Origin of the sequence: Methanopyrus kandleri AV19 (assembly GCF_000007185.1) — an archaeon.
Classification (GTDB): Archaea; JAADCQ01; Methanopyri; order Methanopyrales; family Methanopyraceae; genus Methanopyrus; species Methanopyrus kandleri.
The window spans coordinates 874488-896883 of the sequence record NC_003551.1 but is presented as its reverse complement, the minus strand read 5'-3'; the positions used below and the strand labels follow the sequence as shown (position 1 = coordinate 896883).

The 22396-nt window shown below is 61.3% G+C and carries 22 protein-coding genes, 1 tRNA gene and 1 pseudogene; 13 read left to right on the top strand and 11 right to left on the bottom strand.

Annotated elements, in window-relative coordinates:
* The first annotated feature begins 20 nt into the window (after positions 1-20).
* Complete coding sequence (locus MK_RS04960) at positions 21-1292, top strand: hypothetical protein (RefSeq protein ID WP_011019305.1); 1272 nt, start codon at positions 21-23, stop codon at positions 1290-1292.
* Here MK_RS04960 and MK_RS09465 read toward each other — a convergent pair.
* Both MK_RS09465 and MK_RS04950 read right to left on the bottom strand, forming a co-directional pair.
* Positions 1279-1404 (bottom strand): annotated as a pseudogene (locus MK_RS09465) (CBS domain-containing protein); the annotation flags it as partial. The gene MK_RS04960 and the pseudogene MK_RS09465 sit on opposite strands and share 14 nt — an antisense overlap.
* A 12-nt stretch (positions 1405-1416) precedes the next feature.
* The gene (locus MK_RS04950; protein ID WP_011019304.1) at positions 1417-1680 is read right to left on the bottom strand and encodes a CBS domain-containing protein; all 264 of its coding nucleotides are present in this window, start codon (positions 1678-1680) and stop codon (positions 1417-1419) included.
* A 65-nt stretch (positions 1681-1745) separates the two neighbouring features.
* Between MK_RS04950 and MK_RS04945 the strand changes: the two genes are divergently transcribed.
* Genes MK_RS04945 through MK_RS04935 form a run of 3 tightly spaced genes read left to right on the top strand, consistent with a single transcriptional unit; the run spans position 1746 to position 4426 of the window.
* Positions 1746-2555 (top strand): THUMP domain-containing protein, encoded by an 810-nt coding sequence (locus tag MK_RS04945; RefSeq protein WP_158295941.1) that lies wholly within the window; start codon positions 1746-1748, stop codon positions 2553-2555.
* Positions 2542-3378 carry a 16S rRNA (adenine(1518)-N(6)/adenine(1519)-N(6))-dimethyltransferase RsmA gene (gene rsmA / locus MK_RS04940; protein WP_011019302.1) on the top strand — a complete coding sequence of 279 codons (837 nt, stop codon included), beginning with the start codon at positions 2542-2544 and terminating at the stop codon, positions 3376-3378. The genes MK_RS04945 and rsmA overlap by 14 nt, the downstream gene beginning before the upstream one ends.
* A 4-nt stretch (positions 3379-3382) precedes the next feature.
* The gene (locus MK_RS04935) at positions 3383-4426 is read left to right on the top strand and encodes an MBL fold metallo-hydrolase (RefSeq protein ID WP_011019301.1); all 1044 of its coding nucleotides are present in this window, start codon (positions 3383-3385) and stop codon (positions 4424-4426) included.
* A gap of 151 nt (positions 4427-4577) precedes the next feature.
* Here the strand turns inward: MK_RS04935 and MK_RS04930 are convergent, their stop codons facing one another.
* On the bottom strand, positions 4578-6149 hold the full coding sequence (locus tag MK_RS04930; protein ID WP_011019300.1) for a B12-binding domain-containing radical SAM protein: 1572 nt from the start codon (positions 6147-6149) through the stop codon (positions 4578-4580).
* Between the two features lie 133 nt (positions 6150-6282).
* Here MK_RS04930 and frhA point away from each other — a divergent pair, with 133 nt between their 5' ends.
* The 3 genes from frhA (at position 6283) to frhB (ending at position 9379) form a co-directional block, all read left to right on the top strand.
* A complete protein-coding gene (gene frhA, locus MK_RS04925; protein WP_011019299.1) occupies positions 6283-7533 on the top strand; it encodes a coenzyme F420 hydrogenase subunit alpha in 1251 nt (416 codons plus the stop codon).
* 233 nt (positions 7534-7766) lie between these two features.
* Complete coding sequence (gene frhG / locus MK_RS04920; protein ID WP_394296049.1) at positions 7767-8459, top strand: coenzyme F420 hydrogenase subunit gamma; 693 nt, start codon at positions 7767-7769, stop codon at positions 8457-8459.
* A 2-nt stretch (positions 8460-8461) separates the two neighbouring features.
* Positions 8462-9379, top strand: a complete 918-nt coding sequence (gene frhB, locus MK_RS04915) for a coenzyme F420 hydrogenase subunit beta (protein ID WP_011019297.1) — start codon at positions 8462-8464, stop codon at positions 9377-9379.
* On the opposite strand, the gene MK_RS04910 is transcribed toward frhB, so the two are convergent.
* From MK_RS04910 to MK_RS04900, 3 genes are read right to left on the bottom strand one after another with little or no spacing between them, the layout of a single operon-like run.
* A complete protein-coding gene (locus tag MK_RS04910; RefSeq protein WP_226988614.1) occupies positions 9376-10398 on the bottom strand; it encodes a radical SAM protein in 1023 nt (340 codons plus the stop codon). The genes frhB and MK_RS04910 overlap by 4 nt on opposite strands.
* A 15-nt stretch (positions 10399-10413) precedes the next feature.
* Positions 10414-11178, bottom strand: a complete 765-nt coding sequence (locus MK_RS04905) for a hypothetical protein (protein WP_011019295.1) — start codon at positions 11176-11178, stop codon at positions 10414-10416.
* Positions 11179-12609, bottom strand: coding sequence for a Mur ligase family protein (locus MK_RS04900; protein ID WP_011019294.1), 1431 nt, complete (start codon positions 12607-12609; stop codon positions 11179-11181).
* A 77-nt stretch (positions 12610-12686) separates the two neighbouring features.
* Between MK_RS04900 and MK_RS04895 the strand changes: the two genes are divergently transcribed.
* Positions 12687-13664, top strand: a complete 978-nt coding sequence (locus MK_RS04895) for a hypothetical protein (RefSeq protein WP_011019293.1) — start codon at positions 12687-12689, stop codon at positions 13662-13664.
* Here MK_RS04895 and MK_RS04890 read toward each other — a convergent pair.
* Both MK_RS04890 and MK_RS04885 read right to left on the bottom strand, forming a co-directional pair.
* Complete coding sequence (locus MK_RS04890) at positions 13558-14436, bottom strand: hypothetical protein (RefSeq protein WP_148679639.1); 879 nt, start codon at positions 14434-14436, stop codon at positions 13558-13560. The genes MK_RS04895 and MK_RS04890 overlap by 107 nt on opposite strands.
* Entirely contained in the window at positions 14433-15020 is a 588-nt protein-coding gene (locus tag MK_RS04885) for a hypothetical protein (protein ID WP_148679638.1), read from the bottom strand. Before MK_RS04885 ends, MK_RS04890 begins: the two co-directional genes overlap by 4 nt.
* A gap of 62 nt (positions 15021-15082) precedes the next feature.
* Here MK_RS04885 and MK_RS04880 point away from each other — a divergent pair.
* Both MK_RS04880 and MK_RS04875 read left to right on the top strand, forming a co-directional pair.
* Positions 15083-15185 (top strand) — tRNA-Asn (locus tag MK_RS04880).
* 168 nt (positions 15186-15353) lie between these two features.
* Positions 15354-15539 (top strand): hypothetical protein, encoded by a 186-nt coding sequence (locus MK_RS04875; RefSeq protein WP_011019291.1) that lies wholly within the window; start codon positions 15354-15356, stop codon positions 15537-15539.
* Here MK_RS04875 and MK_RS04870 read toward each other — a convergent pair.
* From MK_RS04870 to glmM, 3 genes are all read right to left on the bottom strand, one after another.
* Positions 15529-16830, bottom strand: a complete 1302-nt coding sequence (locus MK_RS04870) for a TM1812 family CRISPR-associated protein (RefSeq protein WP_011019290.1) — start codon at positions 16828-16830, stop codon at positions 15529-15531. The genes MK_RS04875 and MK_RS04870 overlap by 11 nt on opposite strands.
* A 294-nt stretch (positions 16831-17124) precedes the next feature.
* Entirely contained in the window at positions 17125-18552 is a 1428-nt protein-coding gene (locus MK_RS04865) for a DNA topoisomerase VI subunit B (RefSeq protein ID WP_011019289.1), read from the bottom strand.
* A gap of 4 nt (positions 18553-18556) precedes the next feature.
* Complete coding sequence (gene glmM / locus MK_RS04860) at positions 18557-19927, bottom strand: phosphoglucosamine mutase (RefSeq protein WP_011019288.1); 1371 nt, start codon at positions 19925-19927, stop codon at positions 18557-18559.
* Positions 19928-19951: 24 nt separating this feature from the next.
* Between glmM and MK_RS04855 the strand changes: the two genes are divergently transcribed.
* From MK_RS04855 to MK_RS04845, 3 genes are read left to right on the top strand one after another with little or no spacing between them, the layout of a single operon-like run.
* The gene (locus tag MK_RS04855; RefSeq protein ID WP_011019287.1) at positions 19952-20407 is read left to right on the top strand and encodes a GtrA family protein; all 456 of its coding nucleotides are present in this window, start codon (positions 19952-19954) and stop codon (positions 20405-20407) included.
* Positions 20385-21302 (top strand): SIS domain-containing protein, encoded by a 918-nt coding sequence (locus MK_RS04850; RefSeq protein ID WP_148679636.1) that lies wholly within the window; start codon positions 20385-20387, stop codon positions 21300-21302. The genes MK_RS04855 and MK_RS04850 overlap by 23 nt, the downstream gene beginning before the upstream one ends.
* Before the next feature lie 27 nt (positions 21303-21329).
* Complete coding sequence (locus tag MK_RS04845; protein WP_226988731.1) at positions 21330-22394, top strand: sugar phosphate nucleotidyltransferase; 1065 nt, start codon at positions 21330-21332, stop codon at positions 22392-22394.
* Positions 22395-22396 lie beyond the last annotated feature (2 nt).

Here is a 22396-nt window from a genome sequence, read left to right as displayed (position 1 = left end):
AAGGGCCGGGCTGTTCAGGGATGGAGGAGGCCGATAACCCCGTACTTAATCTGGTCGCCTGCCTCTCTCGCGCCTTTGACTCTCTCGACTCCGCCGAAATCAAGGTACCCGAGGGTTGCCGAGTCGTCTGGCACGGAGAACATCTCCTGATACTCTCGAAGGACGAGTCCATGGAAGTCCGCCTTAACGTTCCAGAGAACGTAACGATCTCACCTCGGGTTGCCGAAGGGCCGATGGAGATCCGGGTCCACGTCGAGAGGGAAGAAGAGCCGGAGCGCGGACTGGAGGACCGCCTACTGTCCGCGGTCCGTGAGTTCAGGCGCAGGCTTCGTGAGTTATCGGTCTCGACGAGCCGACGCGAGGAGGCCCCGTCGGAGGTCGCGATCCCACCGATTTTCGAGGTCGACTCACCCACGTTACTCGAGCTGGAGTACTCGATGGGCCGCATCTCGTACGTGTTCGGCCGTACCGAACTGAAACGGGCACTGTTCGCGCTCGCACTGGCCAAGACAGCGACGGTTTGCGCCGCGAGGAACGCGGTTTCGTCTCCAACGAACCTGGTGGAGGAAGTAGAAGCCGATACCGTCGTTTCGCCTTACCTGCGCGTTGGCCGGGAGATCGTCGAACTCGATGCGATCCCCGCAAACAGAGTGATCTCGCTCAAGAAAATACCGGAAGATGTGAAAGTGTGGTGGCTCAACTGGAAGTACCTCCCAAGGGTCATGGCTTGGGGTGTCGACGGGATCACGGCCGAGATAGGATGGAGGAGCTCAGACCTCGCGGTGGGATACGTGGATATCCAGAGCAGTTTGTACGCACACTTCTTGTCGGCCCTCCTGAACGTACCCTTGTTCGATTTCTCGTACATGTGGTTCCTACAGCGACGGACCAAGCGGTCCAAGAGGAAACTCTGGAAGGACGAGAAGGGCGAGTGTCACTACGTCTTCTGGACGCAGATGGAGGCCTTCGAGAAATTAGGCGTAGAGGACGTCATACTGCTGTGCACGCGTGAGGAATGCGAAGGTTGGGTAACCGAGTGTGTACGGGAGGACACCGATGTGAGGGTGGTGGAGGTGTTCGAAGAAGATACTAGGAGGATGGGCCTGCGCGTCGAAGAGCTAGCTTTGACCCTCGGGGAGGAGATTCACGACCGGCACCCGGTGACCCCGGAGCACCCGCGGATACCCAGCCAGCTAGGCTCAGCACCGGAGCTTCCCGTGTCGCTGGATACCTACCTCACCGTGGCGAAGATGGCGGAGGAGCGTATACTGCCGATAATCAGCTCTGAATGATCGCACTCAGGATATCCGTGACACTGATGACGCCGACGGGCGTTCCTTCACAGCTCACCACGAAAGCTCGAGTGGTCTTCTTGCGCTCCATCTCCTCCAGTGCGTCGAGGAGAGTGTCGCCCGGCTACACGATAGCCGGTTCAGGGTTCATCACCTTCTCGACAGGCGTCTCGAGGATATCCGCCCAATCTCCCCTCCGCTCCACCACGAGATCCATTATGTGCTCTTCTTCTAGCACTCCGACCAGCTCACCGTCAAGGCCCACAACGGCCAATCCATGTACGCCGGCCCGGGCCATCTCACGAACGGCGTCTCGTACGGTGTCCGTCATCCGGACCTGAGCGACACCTACGACCATGTAGTCCCTAACGTACAGGCGCTCCGGCATCTCGAATCTCCCTGTGGTAGTTACAGGGGAGCGACGTTATGAAGGTGAGCCTAGCGGGGCAAACGGTGGATGTGAAGAAGATCCTGAACGAAATTCCGAAACGCACGGTCACAGCGGCCTTGCTGGAGGGCGGAGAGATCGTAGCCGTCGAGGAAGCCGACGACGAGCATGCCGAGCGTAAGTTAGTACGACGACACGACGTCGAAGGAAAGGTGGTCTTCGTGACCGCCAGACCGTGCCTCTATTGCGCTCGGGAACTCGCGGAAGCCGGTGTGGCGGGCGTCGTATACCTCGGCCGAGGCCGAGGTCTCGGTCCCTACTACCTGGCCAGGAGCGGCGTGGAGGTGGTGGAGGTCCACCCCGATGAGCCGTTAGGCTACGACCCGGTGGACCGGTTGGACGTGCTCCTGACGTTCGGGGGTAACCCCTATCTCACCGAGGAGGACGTAGCCGCCCGAGTTTATTGCCTGCTGACGGGGCGTGGATTCGACGCCGATATCGCCCCAGCCCCCGAGAACCTCTCAGGTCGAGTCGAGATAATGGTGACCAGGGGCGACCCCGACGAAGCCGTCGAGCTCCTTAAGGAAGAGCTCCCCGTGTTCCGTATCAGACGGTTCCTGATCAGCGGCGAGTTCGACCGTGACGAGCTCAGGGAAAGGATCCTCGAGGACATCGAACCTCGCATCCTCGACCCCTTCGCCGTCAGGGCCCGGATCGCACGAGCCGGGGCGTTCTCCTCCTCACGTGAAGCCGAGGTGTTCATAGGGGACGTACTTACATCCGTCGGTCGCGAGGTTAACTTGAACGACCCGAGAACAGTCGTCACCGTAGACGTCCTGGGACCGAGGGTGTCCGTCGGCGTTGAGAAGCGTTGAGTACCTCGCGTACCTGCGATCCAAGTACGGGATCCGTCCCAGGCGACGCTTGGGCCAGCACTTCATGGTAGACGATAATATCCTGGAGTTCATGGTGGAGGCGGCGGAGGTACGCGAGGACGACATAGTGTTAGAAATAGGCCCCGGACCCGGTCTCCTGACCCGTTACCTGATGACCCGAGCGGGTCAAGTGATCGCCGTCGAGCTCGACGGACGCATGGTGGAGATTCTAAAGCGGGAGCTCGGTGAGGCCCCCAACCTCGAGATCGTACGGGCCGACTTCTTGGAGTACGACGTTCCGGACGACGTGAACAAGGTCGTAGCCAACATCCCCTACAACATCTCGTCTCCGATCACGTTCAAGCTCCTGGAGCTGGACATCGACGTCGCGGTGTTGACCTACCAACGGGAGTTCGCCGAGCGAATGGTGGCCGAACCCGGATCCAAGAAGTACAGCCGCCTCACCGTGATGGTGAACCTGCTCGCGGACGTGGAGCTCCTCAGAGGGGTACCCCGCAGGGCCTTCATCCCTCCCCCGCGCGTGGGCTCCTCCGTGGTCCGCCTGACGCCCAAGTCGGAGGAGGAGCGCCCCGATGTGGATCCGGACACCTTGGAATCCGTGTGTCGAGCCCTCTTCCAGCACAAGAACAAAACGGTGAGGAACGCGTTACTCCTCTCCGCTCACGAGTGGGCGACCGATCGCGAGCAGGCTCGAGAGGTACTGGAAGAGCTCCCGGAGGACCTACTATCCGAGCGTCCGCTCCATCTACCTCCGGAGCGTGTGGCGGAGCTCGCCGCCGCTATCGAGAGCGCACTGGGGTAGGTGGATGAAGCTCAAGATCTGGTCACCGGTCCGGTTGTTCGGGGCTACTCCGGGTGCGGTCGTGGGTATCTCTCTGACGGACATCGAGGTCCTGTTCGATCCGGGTGGTTGGCGTCCCGGGTACAACAGAAGGGTGCCTCCGTGGGCCGAACTACCCGAGGACCTGAAGTCGGCACCGGGCCTGTTCTCACGGTTCGGGGAGCCCTATCCCGATTACACCCTGGTCACACATCATCATACGGATCACGCCAAACACGGGGGCGAGTACGGGGAACCCTTCGCGCACCCCGGTGCGGCCGAGAGAATCGAGCGGAGGTTTGACTACAGACCCGAGGATCCGAACCGGTGTGAGATCGTGGTGGAAACCGTGGAAACCGGCCACTGTCCGGGCGCCGTGGCGTACCTGGTGGAACTGGACGGTATCCGGGTGCTCTTCACGGGTGATGTGAGCCCCGAGACGTTCTTAGACGCCCGTCTACCGCGGGCGGACGTTCTGATCTCGGAGTGTTCCGGCGTGCCCGGGCACCTGGACCGAGTGGGTTTGGAACTGCTGTGCCGGAAGGCGAAGCCTCGGATCGTGGTACCCGTGCACTTGATCGCCTACGACCCGTGGTTCGTCCGGGAGTTGGACGTCGACGCGGCGGTGATCGAGCCCCACCTGGGGCTCTCCGTCGACCTTGAGCCCGCTCTCAACGCGGAGGTACCCTGCGCCCGGGAGTACCACCTGTGCACGAGGTGCGAGCGCGGTCGGGGATGCCCGGTGTTCCGGTTCGTCCGACACCTGAGATGTCCCGAGTGCGGGAATCCACCCACTCTCGACGGAGAGGATCCCGAGTCCGTCAGGCTCGTGTGTCCCCGGTGTGGTACACGCTCGAATACCGTGGATTACGCTGAGATCATCAAGGCGGTAGCGGAGTACGCTATGGAGCGTTCGGACGTGGGGGATTGGAGTCCGACGGAGGCTCGGCCTGGGGAGTACTCGTCATCCGAGCGTCGGCTAAAGGAATTCTCACCACGGCCCGGGGGCGGCGAGGACCGAAACGTTTAACGTTTTCCCGAAACCCGTCCATTAGGGGCACCTAACGATGAGGTGGAGAGGACGGGGCAGATGGCGCGGTGGCCCGGGCAGACCCGGACGCGGACCTTGCCATCTGTGGTGGCTCGCGCGGTGGTACACCTACGTCCCGTACTACCCGACTTCAGCCAGGAACCCCTCGTCCCTCTAACGCCTCCACGTCGATCTCTTCCAGTATCCTCACTACTTTACCCGAGACCACCTTGTCCGACACTACTCCCGTGATTTCTACCTCACATTCCGTGCCGACTAACTCCCGAGCTCCCTTAAGCCGAACCTTCGGACCACCTTTCACCGGCCAACCTATCGCGTCCCGAGGCCGGCGTAGGTCGGGCTCGGCGACGTATACGCGGATTCTCTTGCCGATCATCCTACGTTTCAGCGCCTCGTTCAAACGACGCGCCGTGTCCGCAATGAGCCGGCTCGCCTCGTCGTTACGTGGACTGGGACCCGGAGGGAAATCTCCGAAGGCCGAGGCGGGAATCGGTCGGAACCTGTACACGGTGATCTTCTCGGCTCCCATCTCGACGGCTCGTTTCATGGCTTTAGCCGTGAGTTTCGCGGACTTCATCGTCTGCCCGGGTAGTCCGTACACGAAGTAGGCATGAGGCCGTAAACCGGCCCTCCGCAGGAGACGGATCGCACGCAACGCCTCCTTCAACGTGGAGGGTTTCCCGATCGCGCGGAGCAGCCTCGGGTCTCCCGTCTCCACACCTACGCTCACCGAGGTACCGCGGCAGTACTCACCGAGGAGCTCCGCGATCTCACGGTTCAATAAGCACGCTTTCACGTTCTCGACGAAGAGCACGTCCACATGCTTCGATGTTCGTCGCAGGAGGCGCCTTAAGGCCTCGACGTTCGGGGGCGGAGTCCGAGGATCAGTCAGTAAGTCGCCCCGACCGTAATCCAGTACGTCGGAGGCGCTGAGAACTACCCGACGGATCCCCTCCCGGACGAGCCCCCGTACTTCCCGCACCACTTCGTTCAACGGTCTCGACCTGGTCGGCCCGAAGATCGAGGGTACCGAACAGAACCCGCAACCCGGTGGAATACCTTCGGGACATTCCCATCGCTCCCCACCTTCACCCTCCCGACAGTTCCCACATCCCGAACATTTGCGGCCGTCGGGCAGTTCGAAGGTCGTCCTGCAGGAGTTGCTGCACCCGCGGACGATCTCGACGTAAACGCGTGCGGCCCATCGGTGTGCGTAGGCACGGATGTACTCCGGATTGACCCGGGTGAATCGCCTGGAAATGGGCCTAGGACCCGGAAAGTCCACCTCGGTTCCCCTCCGGAAGTACACGCCGCGGACGGGTCCACGCTCCTCCAAGAGTTCAGGTAGGGTCTCCTCGGCTTCACCGATCACGGCCGCGTCGGCTCCAGTCTTGAGGAGTGCGTTCGGATCGGCGGCTCCGGGACCACCGATGAACCGAAACGTCCGAGAACGTGTGTGGTCGAACATCCTCCGGGCGGCCCGCTCGTCGCCGGTCATTATACTGACACCTACGGTATCGTAATCCATAACACTATCTAGTCCTAATTTCTGCAGATCTTCATAAGTAATCAACGATACTTCATAATCACTTTCCAGTAGCGATGCGACGGTCCTAGGACCCGCCCCGATAACGTCTCTGGATCTAGTCCTCCACCCCTTCCCTGCGCCCAGCGCGTCTACTATCAAGACACTTTGACTCAATCCGCGTAACCCTCTCGTCGTCGGACGGACAGGGTATTCAACCGTTAAATGTGCCTCTACTCGATCACTGAACACACCCGAGTTTTATGTTCTTCTTCCGTGGCCGTCGGGACGGGCCGATGGGGGTGAGGCGTTGGCGGAAGGTGCCGTGGAGATTCAACCGACCACGAGACATGAAGGTCACGCTAAGCTAGTATTATATGTCGACGACGAGGGTTACGTGGAGCGTGCGTTTTACCTGAACACTTCGGCGGTCCGAGGCTTCGAAGCGCTGGCGAAGGGAAGGCCCGCGGAGTTCGTTCAGGTGGCCGTTATGAGGATCTGCGGAATCTGCCAGGCGACGCACGGAACCGCATCCGCCGAGGCCTTCGAGCGGGCCATGGGCATCGAACCTCCCAAGGACGGGAAACTCCTGCGGGAACTCTGCGCCCTGGGTAACAGGATTCAGTCTCACGTGCTCCATCAGTTGCTAGTACTGGACGATTTCGTTGAGGATGAGAGCGAGAAGGTCGAGGCGGTCAAGAGGATCCAGCAGATCAGGCGGATCGGACAGTACGTGGTGGACGTGGTCGGAGGTGAGGGAATCCATCCACCCAACATCAGGATCGGAGGGATGGCCGAGAACATCTCGGAAGCCGCGCGTAGGAAGCTTTACCGCAGGCTACGTGAGGCGCGCGAGCTGATGATGGAGCAGCACGAGTTCATGGTGAACATCGTCGAGAGGTTCGGCGACGAGAACGACCTCGACATCGACGAGTTCGGCAGACACGACCAGCCGTTCCTGGCGACGCATCCCACCTATGGGGATCCCGACCGGCTGGACATGGACCGCGTGGTGGAGCTGCTTCCGATCGAGTACTACGGAGAGGAGCACAAGGAAGTCGCGTACCAGCACCGGGGCCAGATCCCGCTTTACGACGGTGTTCCGGTGGAAGTCGGACCCAGAGCCAGGTACATACTCTTCGACGGGGTGGACCCACGCGGAGTCCTGTACATCCACGTGTTAAGGTCACAGGAAACACTCGCGGCCATCGACCGGGCGATGACGATCCTGGATGAACTCAACACCAGCGGCAAGACCCTGGCCGAGTGGGAGCCGAAGGCAGGAGTCGGAATCGGAGTTCACGAGGCCCCACGGGGCACCAACGTGCACATCGCTAAGGTGAACGAGAAGGGTATCGTCGAGGACTATCGCATCATCGCGGCTTCCACGTGGAACTTCCCGGTGGTGGAGAAGGCTATCGAGGGCGAAAACGAAGAGTACGCCGAGGTCATCATGCGATGTTACGACATATGAGCATCGTGTGCCGCTCACGTGGTGAAGGAAGTCCGCGACGCCGACTCCCGGGAGAAGATCCGGGAGTCGGTAGTTAAGCTCGCCTAAAACCGACTATCGGGATGACCGCCGCGGGGAACCCCGAAACGGGGACCCGCGGCGCGACCGCCCCCCACGTGGGGGGCCGGTTTCCTCACCTCACCCTTGGCACCCTTGACCCTACGTTCCCGACGTTCCCGTTCTTCCCACCTTTCTTCCCCTTCGGGGGTGTTGGGTTGGTCCGATGGTGGAGAAGGCTATCGAGGGCGAAAACGAAGAGTACGCCGAGGTCATCATGCGATGTGGCCTACGTGCAGCTGGCCGGATGCTGCGGGTGTCTGGTGTCGTTAACCGACACGTACGAGCGGCTTTTGGATATACTGGACTCCATCGAGCTGGTCTACTGTCAGACCCTCATGGACGAGCGCGAGATCCCCGAGTGCGACGTGGCCGTAGTAGAAGGTGCGGTGTGCCTTAACGACGAGCACATGCTGGAGGAAGTGGAGGAGCTGGAGGAGCACGCCGACACGATCGTGGCACTAGGTGCGTGCGCGAGTACGGGGAACTTCATGCGACTCTCGCGGGGGAACCAGCAGGCGGCTCCCACGCACGAGGCGTTCGTGCCACTCACGGAGGTGGCGGACGTCGACTACGCCGTCCCGGGATGTCCACCAGCCCCCGAGGCTATCAAGCGGTTCCTGACGCTCCTTCTGGAGGGTAAAGAGGAGCTGCTCGAGCCGTTCGCGAAGCTGGCGGAAGGTAAGACGGAGTACTGCGGCTGCGACCTGATGTACCACGTGGTGAACAAGAGCATGTGCATGGGATGCGGCACCTGCGCGGCGGCCTGCCCCACGCGGGCGATCGAGATCGTGGACGGCAGACCGGTGGTGAACGAGAACCGGTGCATCAAGTGTGGTGCGTGCTTCACGCAGTGCCCGAGGACGATCTGGCCGGGTGACGAGGCCATCAAGGAGCTAATCATGGGGGGTGAGTAACCATGAGCAAGTTGGATGAGATCATGGTTAAGGGCGATCCAGAGCTGCTGGGAGACCACCTCGGCGTGTTCACGGCCCGCTCGACCGAGCGCAAGGTCACGAAGGTCACCCAGGACGGAGGTATCGCCTCCGCCGTCATGATCTACGGCCTTGAAGAGGGACTGTTCGACGGCGTGATCGCCGCCGTCGCGGACCCGGACGACCCCGAGGAGCCTTGGAAGCCACGCCCAGTGGTCATCACCGACCCGGACGAGGTCCTGGAGGCAGCCGGAACCAAGTACACGTACTGTCCCAACGTGAGCGTCCTCAAGGAGGCCGTGAGGAGCTACGGTTGCGAGAAAGTAGCGATGGTCGGGACTCCGTGTCAGATCCGGGCCGTCCGTAAGGCACAGCTCTGCCCGATCGGGATGAGGCACGTTCCGGACAAGATCGAGCTACTGATAGGGATCATCTGCATGGAGAACTTCCCGTACGAGGGTATGAAGACCATCATCGAGCAGCTCTGCGGCGTGTGGATACGTGAGGTCACCAAGATGGACATCGGTAACGGTAAGTTCTGGGTGTACACGAAGGACGGCGAGGTGAAGTCGATCCCGATCGACGAAACGCACCCCTTCGAGGGTGAACCGTGCCACGTGTGCACGGATTACTGCGCCGAGCTCTCCGATCTAACCGCCGGCTCGGTGGGTTCACCGGACGGCTGGAGCACCGTGATCGTGCGGACGGAGAAGGCCAAGGAGATCCTCGACGACATGGTGGAGCAGGGTCTGCTGGAGGTTAAGAGCATCGAGGAGGTCAAGCCAGGTCTCGGTCTCATTCAAAAGCTCGCCCAGGTGAAGAAGAACAAGAACCAGAAGGAGATCGAGGAGCGGAAGGAGCTCGGCCTACCGGAACCGGGTAAAGTTCACGAATCCCTCTAAAGCCGGTAGTATCGGAACCCCAGCTCCCTCGCCTTCTCCCACGCCTCTTCCAGTTCGTCCGCGGACGGTCGCCTGTTTATCTCCGGGTACTCGTACGCGCGGTGCTCCGGGCGATACTGGGGCATCACGTTCAACGGCGTGTCCGTACCCAGCTCTTCGGCGATCCACTCCAGGATCGGAAACGTACAGCACTCCACGTTACCGGGTAAAACGAGGTGACGCACGATCAGGCCACACTGCCGATCCGCTTCACGGTGGTTCCGGGTCACTATCTCCCAGTAATTCGGGGCGTTCGAGTACCTCTCCGCGCACTCGTCGTTGCCGTACTTGAAATCCGTCAGGTACAGGTCGATAACGCCGTCTAACAGCCTCATGGCCTCCTCGGTCAAGTACATGTTGGAGTTCCAAACCTGCGGGACGTTCACGTCGAGCCGCCTGAGCACCTCCAGGATGTAGTGAATGTTCGGTGTGGGGTCTCCTCCGACCCAGTTCACGTTCTTGGCACCTTGAGATCGTCGATGCCGGATCACCCGGGCGAGTGACTCCGGTTTAACGTATACCCCGTTGGTCGGTCGGAAGGCTATGTCCCAGTTCTGACAATAGACACATCGGAACGTACACCCGCAGAAGAACACTGTGTGAGAAGGCACGAGCACGCGTTCTTCGCCCATATGCAGGAACTCCGAGGAAATCCTGGGTTTGATCGGAACCCGACAGAACCCGTCCTCACGGGTTCGATCGACCCGACACCTCCGCTCGCAGAACGTGCATTCACGGAGGATCTTCCGAGCGATCTCCAGCTTCAAGTCTAGGAGGTTCGGCGAGGTCTCCTCGATATCTCCGGGTGCGGGACGCTCCTCCCACCTCGCGCGAAATTCCTCCATAGCTTCCTCGTGCTCCTTCCACAGGTCCTCTAACTCCCCCTCCGTGGTTTCGACCGGGAGGGTCCGTGCTACCATGAACCGGGCCGCGAGTTCATCGTCATCGATCGAGTGATATTCCGCGAGCGGCTCCAGCACCGGCCTCACCCCCTCTCAGTCGTACACGCCCCGCGGTCCCATCGGCATCGGCTTCTTGCGGAGGTAAGGATCTACGGCGTAGCGGTTCAAGGTCCCGCTGTTGTACAGCGCCTGGAGCTTGTCGTAGTTCCTGAGCTCCGCCAGCGCCGCATCCCCGTAGAAGACGATAGGGGCGAAGTTACCTAAAACGGCGAAGGTAAGTGCGAGGACACGCCCACCGTACGCCGAGAGGATCCAGAAGTACGGTTCCGCACCACATCCGAGGTTCCAAAGTGGGTTACCGTTACGACACGATCCGTGCCATACCACCATCGTACGTCCGGGAACGGCCGACTCCAGGTCGCGCACGTGGTTTACAGCTTCACTCATACTACGGTATTCACGCCGATCCGCGATCCAGATACCCAACATAGGGCGTTGACCGTAGAGGATGTCCTCCATCACCAACCCCAACTCGGGTTGTGCGAAGACCGTGCGGTAGTCGTACCACCCCAGCTGGATGATGAGTATCCCGTGATACCAGAAGTGACTGTATCCGATCTTCCCGGCGTTGTGGATCACGAGGATCTTGGAGTACCCGTGCTGTTTGGCGAAGTCGACCAGGGTTCGGATGTGCGGGGTACCCGGAGCGATGTCCGGGTTGTGTAACTTGACGTAAACGGCTCTTCCCCACGGATCACCGAGGAAGCGTTGAAACTCCGAATACTCTGCGGAAAGTAGAGTGAAGTACAGAACGATCAACCCGACCCCGACTAGCCCCAGGAGGCGCCTCAGCCCCATTCAGCCGCCCCTGAGCTCCCTCTTCAGGGCTTCCCACATCTCGCGCTCCGGCCCGCACCCGGAGGCGAACACGGGACCATCCGCCTCCTCACACACCCTACGCATCTCCTCGACTTTCTCCTGCATCCGCTCGTGCGGGATAGGGTAGAACTCTGCGTCGAACTCCTCGGTCAGTTCCTCGTAGTACTCTTCCGCGGCCTTCACGGACTCCCTACCAGGAAACACGTATAGCTCGTCTGGTTCGAGAGCTCGGAGGATAATCCTGTGCATCTCGAAGATCGGATGTTCACCCTCGTCCGGGGTGGTATACACACAGGCCCCTACATCCCCCGCCACCGAAAGCATCAGGTTCGCGTTGGCCTTGAAGGCGTCCCCGTTGTCTCCCTGACCGACGCCGACGGGCTTACCACCCACGTTCAGCACCTCGAACCTGCCCGACGGAATGAACTCGAGCGGGTTCAACCCTTCGATCACCCGTCGGATCGTTCCCTCCGGGTCCTCGGGCCGGGGGGTAACCGCGAGGTACAGGGAGATCGCGCAAACGCTGTTGTAGACGTTATGGAGACCGGGCAGCGGTAGCTCATAGGTGACCTTTCCCTCCAGTCGTTCTCCGATCACGGCGTTGGTCACATCGTACGACAGCGTGACCTCCCACTCGTCCGGGCCGCCCTTTAGCCTTACCACGGCGACGTCCGGGTCAGGCCGTGAGAACTCGCAGTCTCGACACGAGTACAGTCCCTTATGGTTAAAGTAGCGGGTCTCGTAGTCCAACTCGCCGCCGCACGCGGGACACTCGAGCTCTTCGGTCGGTGGCGTCAGATCCTCGATTTCAACCTCCAAACCGTAGAAAACGTACTCCACGGGGTCACCGCGCTTCTCGTCGCGGATGTAGGTGACCCGAGGATCATCCGCGTTGAGCACCAGCACACCGTCCTTCAGGGGCCTCGCCAGGAGACGCTTCGCCTCGAAGTACGCCCCGAACGGGTCCTTCTTGTCCGCGTTCTCCCGGAAGTGTTCCTTCGAGATAGTTGTGTACGCGATCGCCAGCGGGTCCACGAGCTCGCAGACGGTATCTGGAATCCCGTACTCACGGCTGCGAATCCCGTACTCCGTCACCACGAGCTCGGCCTTCCTACCCTTGAGTAGGCCCGTCGTGACGGCGTTGATTGTGTTACTATCGTAGTTGCACGAAACCTCCGCATCTTCGGCTAGGAGCGCACAGGCGAGTCTGGTGGTCGTGGTCTTACCGTTGGTACCTGTAATCAGCACCACTCCGTACTCCGGCCGCCGTGCGAGCTCGCGAACGGCGTCGAAGCCGCCGACCTTGATCACGGTCCATCCGGGAAAGCTCCGCCCCATACCGGGCCCGAACCGAACCGCCTTGAGCGCGAGGAGTCCGGCCAAGTCGGCCAGTTTCGACCTCAAGGACACGACACGTCCCCTACCGGTGTAACGTGTTTCCCGTAGTTTGATTAACGATCCCGGCTGCGGAGTGAGGGGGTGTTAACGTGAGGTGGACCCCCGCACTGACGGCGATCGTGACGCTCCTAGCCCCTGTCTCATCGACGATGGTGAACGTCGCCATGTGGGCGGGAGACGGAGCCGCGTCCAACTGCGTGGAAAGCTCGCTGAGGGCCATCGAGTACTGGAACGCGAACTACGCCGGCACCTATCACATTAACGTGATCACCTACGCATCACCGTCGGACTGGAGGACCGTCCTGGAGACCGGACGAGATCCGTACACAGGCACCCACATCGACGTGATCTACGTTCCGGGCGGGTACCATCCCGAGTGGCACTGGGATCCCGACTGGATCGACCTGCTATATCACGCGCAGATCGACCTCGGCATCGGGTACGTCGGCATCTGCGCGGGTGCGTACCTACACGCCGGAGTGACGCACCGAGGAGCCATCGGCGAGGATCTCGTGGTGGACGGCGTAACGGCGATCGACGGCAACCGGGGGAACGGGTACGTCTCCGTGCTGATCCAGCAGAACCCCATCACCCCGCAGTCCACCTGGGGGAAGGTCTACGAGTATTACTACGCGAACGGTCCCGGGATGGCCGCGGAAGACGGGTCGGTGTTCATCTCCGACAACAGATGGTACAAAGTGTGCTGGCTAGACGGGAAAGAGGTCAGGATCAACGTACAGGGGTTCGGAAAGTACGTCGAACTCGTCAGTGGTTGGGCGATGGTGCTCGGCTGGTACAACGTGAAGAAGGGCGACAAGTGGGAACCACGGGGTCGGTTCGTCTTACTGGGCGTGCACCCGGAACTGACCGAACGCACGGGAGCCTGGAAGCTACTGGCGCGCGCCCTGATCTGGGCGGCCGGGTACGAGCCGAAGGAAACCCCGACGAAAAAACAGGGCCCTAGTGAACAAACGCCGTTAGTGCCAGTACCACCGATATGTTCGCCAAGGTCTCGACGAGCGTGCGGACGGTCGCCCCGAGCAACCCCTTCTTGCCAAGGAACGTGACGGCAGGAGGAAACAGGAACTGAAGGTTAATCCTCGGCAAAGAAAGGGCCCTACCGAACGCCAACGCGAGCGCCAGATCCTCCATCCGCAGCTTCCCGGACGCCCAGAGATCTGCCCCTAAGGCGGCACCTACGGCCACGTTGATCAGACACCCGAACACCACCAGAGACGCGTCCGAAGGGAGTCCAACGGACCTAGTCAACGGGTGAAGAAATCTCTCGACCCACTCCGTCACGCCGTACCCCTCACCCAGCTTAACCGCCACCATCGCCAAGGCGACGGCGGGCCCAACCCTGAGGAACACACTATGGGCAGTGCGCCAAGGGTTCCGCACGAGCGTGATCTTACTCGGCCCATCACCATCTTCACGGCCAGGTAGTAGAACACGGCCGAACGCGGAAGTGAGTAGGGCGCCCACGACCGATATGCCGATCATAAGGAGACCCGCCGGGCCCACGGCGGGTACGACCACGGGGAGGTAAAACTGAAGGACCGTCGCTACGGAAGTCGGGAAGGCCAGGAGGAGCAGTAAACCCACGGCCTCTCTGGTGGAGTTCACCTTGTCCTGAGCCGCGTAAAGCGCCACAGAGGAACTCAGGGCCGATAGCGACGCGGCGTGACCGTAGAGGCCGGACCCGACCACAGGCTTCAGTACGCGGAGCAACGACCGGGTACACGCTTCGGAGGACCCTAAGTAAGACGCGATCAGAACCCCTACATACATGCACAGAAGCGTCCTGATCATCTCTAGGACCCAACTCAGTCGCCTCACCTCCCCAGTGCGTCGAGGACGTTTAGGAGGACGTATTCTGGATCTCCACCACCCGCCAAATCTTCCAGCTGTCCCCAGATCCTTCCCGCCTTCCGGACGACCCGATCGAGATCCGTTACCGTGACGAGGATCTCCACCTCACACGTCGATCGGGTCCGCCTGACCAGCACCCCGTGTCTAGATTTCAGCGCGTATCGGCCGGACTTGGGGTCCCTCCGGAACTTCACGGTCACGTCCTTACCCCGCAGAACCGCCGCCAGCTCGCATCCCCCCGGTGTAGTTCTCCCCAGCTCCACCGCCGCCGAAAGGAACCTCGGAATCTCCTTCCGGTCCGCGCCGATTTCCGAGAGGAGCACTGAAGCCACTGCCGCTGCATCCTCCGAGATCCTACCCGAACACGAGAGGAACGCGGAGCCGCCGGCGTTGACGCGTAGGCGGGTAGTCCCCGAGGTCACACGCATCACTCCGGACACTCCATCCACTATCACGTCGACATCGCGCTCCGGGCGCAGCAATGTAAGGCGCTTCCTGACGTCCTCTTTCTCCACTCCTACGACTTTCACTCTCACCCTCGGGTCGGCCATGGACCTCCCCCCGAAAGCATTATATTTTTGTAAGGGAGGTTTCCAGATGGCTCGGGATTGAGGCCGCGGCAGCTCAGTAGGTAGAGCGCGGGACTGTTAAGGCCCGATGAAGAGAGGGCCGCAGATATCCCGTGGTCCCCGGTTCAAGTCCGGGCCGCGGCGCCAAATCCCAAATCGTTATTAAATTTGTAACAATTCCGGTCCGATGAGTCGTGAACCCATTCACAGCCACCTCCCGAACCACGCCGAACGAGCACATCTCACACTGTCGTATCTTCCGAAGATCGAAGCGGGTCTAACGCCGAGGATGCCTGACGTCGCGGGGGTCCGGCCGTGATCGGTCTCTTCCGGGGGAAGAGAAGGGAAATCGACTATTCGATCGACCGGCGAGAGCTTATCGAGGTGGTGTGTGAAATCAGGGATGTCCGTAACTCATTCGCACACGTAAGGGAAGACGTTGGGAGGCCAGACGAGAAGGCACAGAATCTGGTGAAGAAAGTGAAAGAGATCATCGGTTGAGTATCTCCCGTTCGATCTTCCTGACCAAATCGTCGGGATCCCCGGCCTCCCCGTCGGTAACCTCTTCGATGGTGCTGCACAACTCGTCGTAGACTCCCCTGGGTTTTCTCGCGTCCGGATCGATGAGGGCCCTGAGGTACTCTTCGACGACCTCCTTCAGCTCCCCGTGGCCGTGCTCCTCGGCCCACTCGTAGACCGTCCTGAGGTACACGAGCTCTCGGAGCAGCAGAACCGAGGCCGCGTAGTAACCGCGATCACACAGCCACTCGGCGAGCTGTACGGCCGCCTTCCAAGGAGACTTCGGTAAGTCAAGACCCTGAAGGAACGGATTCAGGGCCCTTGCTAAGAAGTTCGAGAGCGCACGGAGGTACTTCTCGGCCCGCTCCCTCCCGGAACTTTCTATATGAAGCCTGTCGAGTACGTCCTCGGGCGACTTCGGTTCCCACTTTCTCGCCTCCTTCACGACCTTCCGCGGGTAGTTGGACCGGAGGGCGTCGGCGAGGCCTCTCAGAGCCCCTTCATCGATCACTAGCTCCCGAACTCTCTCCAGTCGATCATCGGGGACGTCCAACTCTCGAAGCGCGCTTTCAGTCAGCTCGCACAGCTCTTCGAGGTGTTCTCGGGAGGGATCCAAGGTGTAATCGACGACCTTGTTGAACGCCATGGCGGACTCCAAGTGGCGACGGATGTCCAGGATGATCCCGCGAGACCCGTCCGCACCGTCCGACCACCTCAGGACCTCCCTCACCTCAACCCCTGCGGCCCCGTACACCGGAACGAGCTCCATATCTGAGCCCGGCAATCGAGCGGCCGCCATTCCCGCCACGGCCGAGATCGCGGGCTGGATACGAACACCGTGGGTAAGATCCAGCACCACGCGATCGTCGAGACGTGTCAGGGTGTCGATGAGCTCGGGGAGGAGCGACAGGGGATCGAACGCCGACGACCAGTGGACCTCGACCTCGAACCCCACATCGTTCAACGGATCGACGAGGTACTCACCCATACGATCCTCCACCGTGTCACCATCGACCGTCTGTCCCTTCAGCGAGGACGAGGCGAACACGTGGACTTCTCCCGGTTCTTCGACGCGTTCCAGCAGCGCGGTCGCGCTCATCTCACGCCTACCGAGGCGCCGGGCCTCGAGGCGAAGAGTCGACCCCTCGCGTAGCTCGAGGCAGCGGGACTCCGCGGTCTTCACTTCCAGTGTCTCGATCAGTGAACGCTCCGCGAACCAGCTCACCGGGTCGTACTTGGGGTACCCGAAGCCCACGACCGCGTGGACGGGCAAGTGACGCCCTCCTGACCCTACGAGGGACGAAGTTTTATCGATGGAGATTCGCCTCGAACCAGGGATGATGATCATGCAAGCCGCGGACCGATGAAGAGTACTCCCGCCCCTGACCCGCACGGAAACGTTTCAAGATACGTAACAATAGGAGAAGGAAGTGTGGCGCGGTCGCGGCATCCGGCGGATCATCGGCTCGGGTCTGAAGCCCGCGCTCCCCGCCGGCTACCTCCACCCGCGCCGTTTCAGCCTGCTAGGGGTCGATCATCCCGACTAGGTCTCCCCGTCGTGAGCTCATCACGAGAGTATCTCGATGGCCTTCTTCCTCACGATTCTCAGGTTCCTATCGATCCTTTTCATCTTCTGGCGCTCGAGACGGGCCCGACGTCGCCGTCGGACCTCACGACCCAGCTCCCGACACGCCCGCTGTACCGCCCGCTTTACTTCCTCTTCGACGTATTCGCTACCGATCTCCTGCTTAGCGGGCCCGCTGAACGGAACGAACGGGGAGTTCACGTTCACCAGGATCAGTAACCGATCCTCCTCGAGACCGTACCGGCCGAAATCCACCTCCTCGACGCCCTTGGTGATGGAACAACCGCCCGCCCTGAACATCAACGGAGCCCTGTTCGCGAACCGCCACAGATCCCCCTCCTCCCCGTAACCCACGGCCACCTCGACCTGGATCACGTTATCGCGCAGTACGAGCGGCCGCCGAGAAACCGCCGAGACCAGTCGAGCTCCCTCCGATTTCAGCGCGGCCTTCAGCGCCGACTCTCCGACCGGGGAAACGACGTCGGACGGCGGGCGCATGAAGTCCATCTCGTGCAGCGCCTTCACGATGAGCTCGGCCTCCTCGCGGGTCAACTCCTTCGGGTCCTTCTCCAGATCCACACGGCCCGCCAGTCGCTCCCGGAGCTCTTCGACCCGGGCCTCCGAGAACCTGCAGAGCTCCCCGACGAGCATCGTTCGGACGGTCCTCCGGGACGTCCGCTCGGCGATCCGGAGGAGCTTGTGGGCGTCGAGGGCGTGAGGATGAGGCTTCAGCACTCGAGGTGGGTCGGGGAGTTCCTCGACCAGCGGCTCCCAGACGTGCGCGTTACCGTCGGGGTCGCGGAGGGAGATCCGGGCGTGGGGGTTCACCGCGTGCAGCCTACGAAGGTACTCCCGGGGACCGCGGCGACCCGACTCGTAGACGGCGTCCCCGATGGTCACCTCCACCGTCGTCCCGCGGCGGCTCGCGGGTCGCTTCTCCCGCCGGACGACCACCGGCTCGTTGGTCGAGGGATCGGGCTTGACCTCGAAGTAGTGCGCGGTTCTACCGTCGGTGGATGTGAGCACGCGCACGGGTTCGCCCGTGGTGATCAGGGCGTAGAGGGCGACGCCGGCGGCTCCGATCCCCTGCTGGCCCATCGACTGGATCCCGTAGACGGGGTCGAACTTATCTCCCGCGAGGAACTTACCGAACACCTTCGGCACGCGCTCCGGCGGGATCCCCGGCCCGTTGTCGATCACTCGCACCCGATACACGTTCTCCTCCTCGCGTCGGATCACCACCCGCACGTCGGGACGTATGCGGTTCAGGTGGCACGCGTCCATCGAGTTGGTGACGAGCTCGTGGACGGTCATCACCATGCTCTTGATGGGTCCGTCGAACCCGAGCATCTCGCGGTTCCGCTCGAAGAACTCCGCCGGTGAGGATTCACGCCATTCCAGCCGCTCCATCCAGCTACCCCTTCAGCTCCGAGACGATCTCCTCGACGCGTTCCTTCCAGTGCTCCACCCGCCTGATGGCGGTCTCTCGATCTCGCGCTTCTCCGAAGACCCTGATCAAAGGCTCCGTGCCCGAAGGCCGTACGAGCACCCAACCATCCTCGTAGAACAACTTCACGCCGTCGATCGTCAGGACATCCTCCAACTCCTCCTCTTCGACCAGCGATTCGACACGCTCCATGACCTTCGGCTTGAGATCGTCGGGGCACTCCACACCGGTCTTGTGCAGGTGGTACTTGGGCACCTCGGCCAGTAGGTCGTCGAGCGATCCCACCTCGGCGACCAGCTTACAGATCAGCAAGGCGGTGATGATTCCGTTCCGGGAGAGGTGGAAGTCCGGGTAGATTATTCCACCGTTCTCCTCACCACCCAGTGCGGGATCCTCCGCCCGCTTGAGCTCCTCCACGACGACGGGCTCTCCCACCTTCGTCCAGATCACCTCTCCACCGCGGTCCTCTACCACCTTCTGTACGCACATCGAGGAGCTGACCGGGGTGACTACCTGACTCCCCTTACCCTCGTCGAGCGCCCACGCCGCCACGATCGCCAGCGAGTAGTCCCCGGGGACGAACTCGCCGTCACCCGTGATGAGAATCAGTCGATCAGCATCCCCGTCGTGGGCTAACCCGAAGTCCGCGCCGGCCGCTCTCACCATGTTCATCGTAGTCTCCAGGTTCTCCTCCGACGGCTCGGGCTCACGTCCGGGGAACCGCCCGTCCGGATGTGCGTTGACACTGATCACCTCGACACCGAGCTCCGAGAGGAGTCGCGGCGTGACCGACGACGCCGCGCCGTTCGCCGCGTCGACAACGACTCGCAGACCCTCTCCGTCGAAGTCACCCACGTAATCGAGTACGGCCTCCTCGAAGTTCAGGAGCAGGTCCGGCGCCGAAACCCGGTTACCCACACGATCCCACGAGGCCCGATCCGGGTTCTCCTCGAAGTAAATCCTCTCGATTTCCTGCTCATCTTCCCTGGACAATCCGCACCCGTCCGAGCCCAACAGCTTGATACCGTTGAACTCGGGCGGGTTGTGCGACGCCGTCACCACGGCGCCGGCGTCGAACCCCTCGGCGTCCACCAGGTACTGCACGGCCGGAGTCGGTGCGATCCCCACATCGACGACGTCGCAGCCCGCGGCGGTTAGCCCCGAGATCAGAGCATCCTTGAGAGTGTCGGTGCTGGTCCGGGTGTCACCGCCGACGAGGACTTCCGCGTCACCTCCGAGGTACGTTCCGAACGCGAGTCCCAACCTTCGGGCGACGTCCTCAGTGAGATCCTCGCCCACAACACCCCGGACTCCGAAAGTGCCGAACAACTTCCCCATCGATCGACCCCCGGGTGATGGGCTTTGAAGATCCTGTTCCGCATACTGGAGCGAACGCCGGGCGTCGACGGCCCGGAGAGGTTCCTAAAGTTCTCACTCGTCGGTCTCTCCGGAGTGTTCGTCAATTTAGGCCTCCTGTGGTTCCTCACGGAGGTCGTCGGGATCTACTACGTCGTGTCGAACATCATCGCCGTTGAAGTTTCCATAATATCGAACTTCATCCTCAACGATCTATGGACGTGGAGGGACCGTCGAGACCCCGGTCTGCTGAACTTCCTAAAGCGTCTCGCGGCCTTCAACATCATCTGTGCCGGCGGTCTGGTGATCAACACAGCGGTCCTATGGACGCTGACCGAGCTTCTCCATATTTATTATATCGCTTCGGCCCTTTTCGGTATCGCCGCCGCCACACTCTGGAATTACTGGATGAATAATCGGGTAACCTGGGGTGTACTGCTTGAGCGAGCACATGAGGGATGACGTGGAGAGAACCCCGGATGATCTGAGGGCAGTGCTCACCCTAGGATTTGAGGATTTACCCCGATTATCATCTTATCAGTTCATACTTACTACGGGCTCAGGTAGTAGTCACCACGTGGCTCACTACGCCTCGCTACTGTTCACCCACGAGCTGAACATCGCGACGGTATCGCATCCGGGACGGCTGGCGGCTTGGGCTGATGGAGCCGATCTCGCGATCGTAGTTTCGATGTCCGGGGGTAAAGATTCCCACTCGATCGCCCGTGCCTTGGGTTGCGAAATCCTGGCCGTTACCTGTGAGGAGAACTCTCCACTGGCCGATCTCGCCGACTACCTGCTACTCCTCCCGGTAGAGCGCGAGGAAGGTTTCCTCAACACCCGCACCATCGTGTCGGCTATGTTCGCGTTGTGCGCCTACGCTTCGGAACTCTCGGGCGAGGACCTCGTGGACCCCGACGTCCCCGATAGGGTGGAACGCCGCCTGGAGCGCGGCGTTCCGGAGGACGTAATTCTCGAGATGCGGGATCGTGAGAAGGTGTTCTTCATCGGTGACAAGTACCTGTACGTCGCCGCGGAGCAGGCCGCGCTAAAGTCGATCGAGGTAGGGGACGTGAACGCCTTCGCGACGACCTCCGACGAGCTCTTCCACGGTAGATTCTTCGGTGATCACTCCGAAAGGCTTTACTTGTGCCTGAACGAGAAGGGCGCGGATTTGATCGAAGAGCGATCCGGTGGCGAAGCCACCGTCGTACGGCCCGAGGACCTCGGGCTCGACGTCGATCCCGAAGACCCGAACGCGCCCGTCGAGACCCTCCCCGTGCTGTACCTCCTGGTCGACGAGGCTTACGGTCCCGTGGACACCACGGAAGCACGAAGCTGGTGGAACCACGTGTAGCGCGTCAGGGGAGGTCGAACGTTGAACGTGGACGCGGTGGTGCTCGCGGGCGGGTTCGGCACAAGACTGCGCCCCCTGACCTGGGATACGCCTAAACCCCTGGTTCCCATCCTGGGTAAGCCGCTCATCGAGTGGGTGATCCGCTCCCTACCCCGTGACGTCGTTCACGTTCACATCGCCGCCGGTTTCAGCTCCGAGAAGCTCGAGCGGTACGTCGAGTCCGATCCCCTCCCCAGGAAGCTTCACCTGAAGGTAGAACCCAAGCCACTCGACACCGCCGGTGCGATCAAGTTCGCGTGCCGAGACTCCACGGCCGACGCCTTCGTAGCGTTCAACGGGGACATAGTCTCCTCGCTCGACGTACGCCAGATGTTGAAGTTCCACCGTGAGCACGACGGGATCGCCACGATAGCCCTGTATCCAGTACCCGAAGACGAAGTCTCACGCTTCGGTGTAGTGGACCTGGACGATGACGACCGCATCCTCGACTTCGTCGAGAAGCCCGAGCCGGAGGAGGCTCCCTCGAACCTCATCAATGCCGGCGCGTACGTGCTGGACCGGGAGGTGCTGGACTACATACCCGAAGGGCGCCCCGTATCGATCGAGCGCGAGATCTTCCCGAAACTCGCCGAGGAAGGCCTGCTATACGGGTTCAAGTTCGAAGGATACTGGGTGGACGTGGGCCTCCCCGAAACTTACCTCGAAGCACATCGCGTTCTGATGGAGCATGAATGTTCTGGGAAGTCCGTGGTAGGAGCACGGATCACCGATACCGACTTGAAGCCACCGGTAGTAGCCGCACCGATGACCGAGCTCCGATCCTCAGAGATCGGACCGTACGTGTACGTGGGTGAGAGGACAGAAATTAACGGATCAGTAATCGAGAACTCCGTCATCCTAGACGATGTAGAGATCATCGACTCTGAGGTCCGCAACACCATCGTAGCCGAAGGGTGTAAGATCGAGAACGCACGGCTCGACGGGTGTGTGCTGGGTCATGATGCCGAGGTGTGTGGTTGCAACCTCAAGGGTGTTCGGGTGGCTCCCGGTAAGGAAGCCGAGCGGGACCTCGAGGATGAGTGGGTGATCTGAAC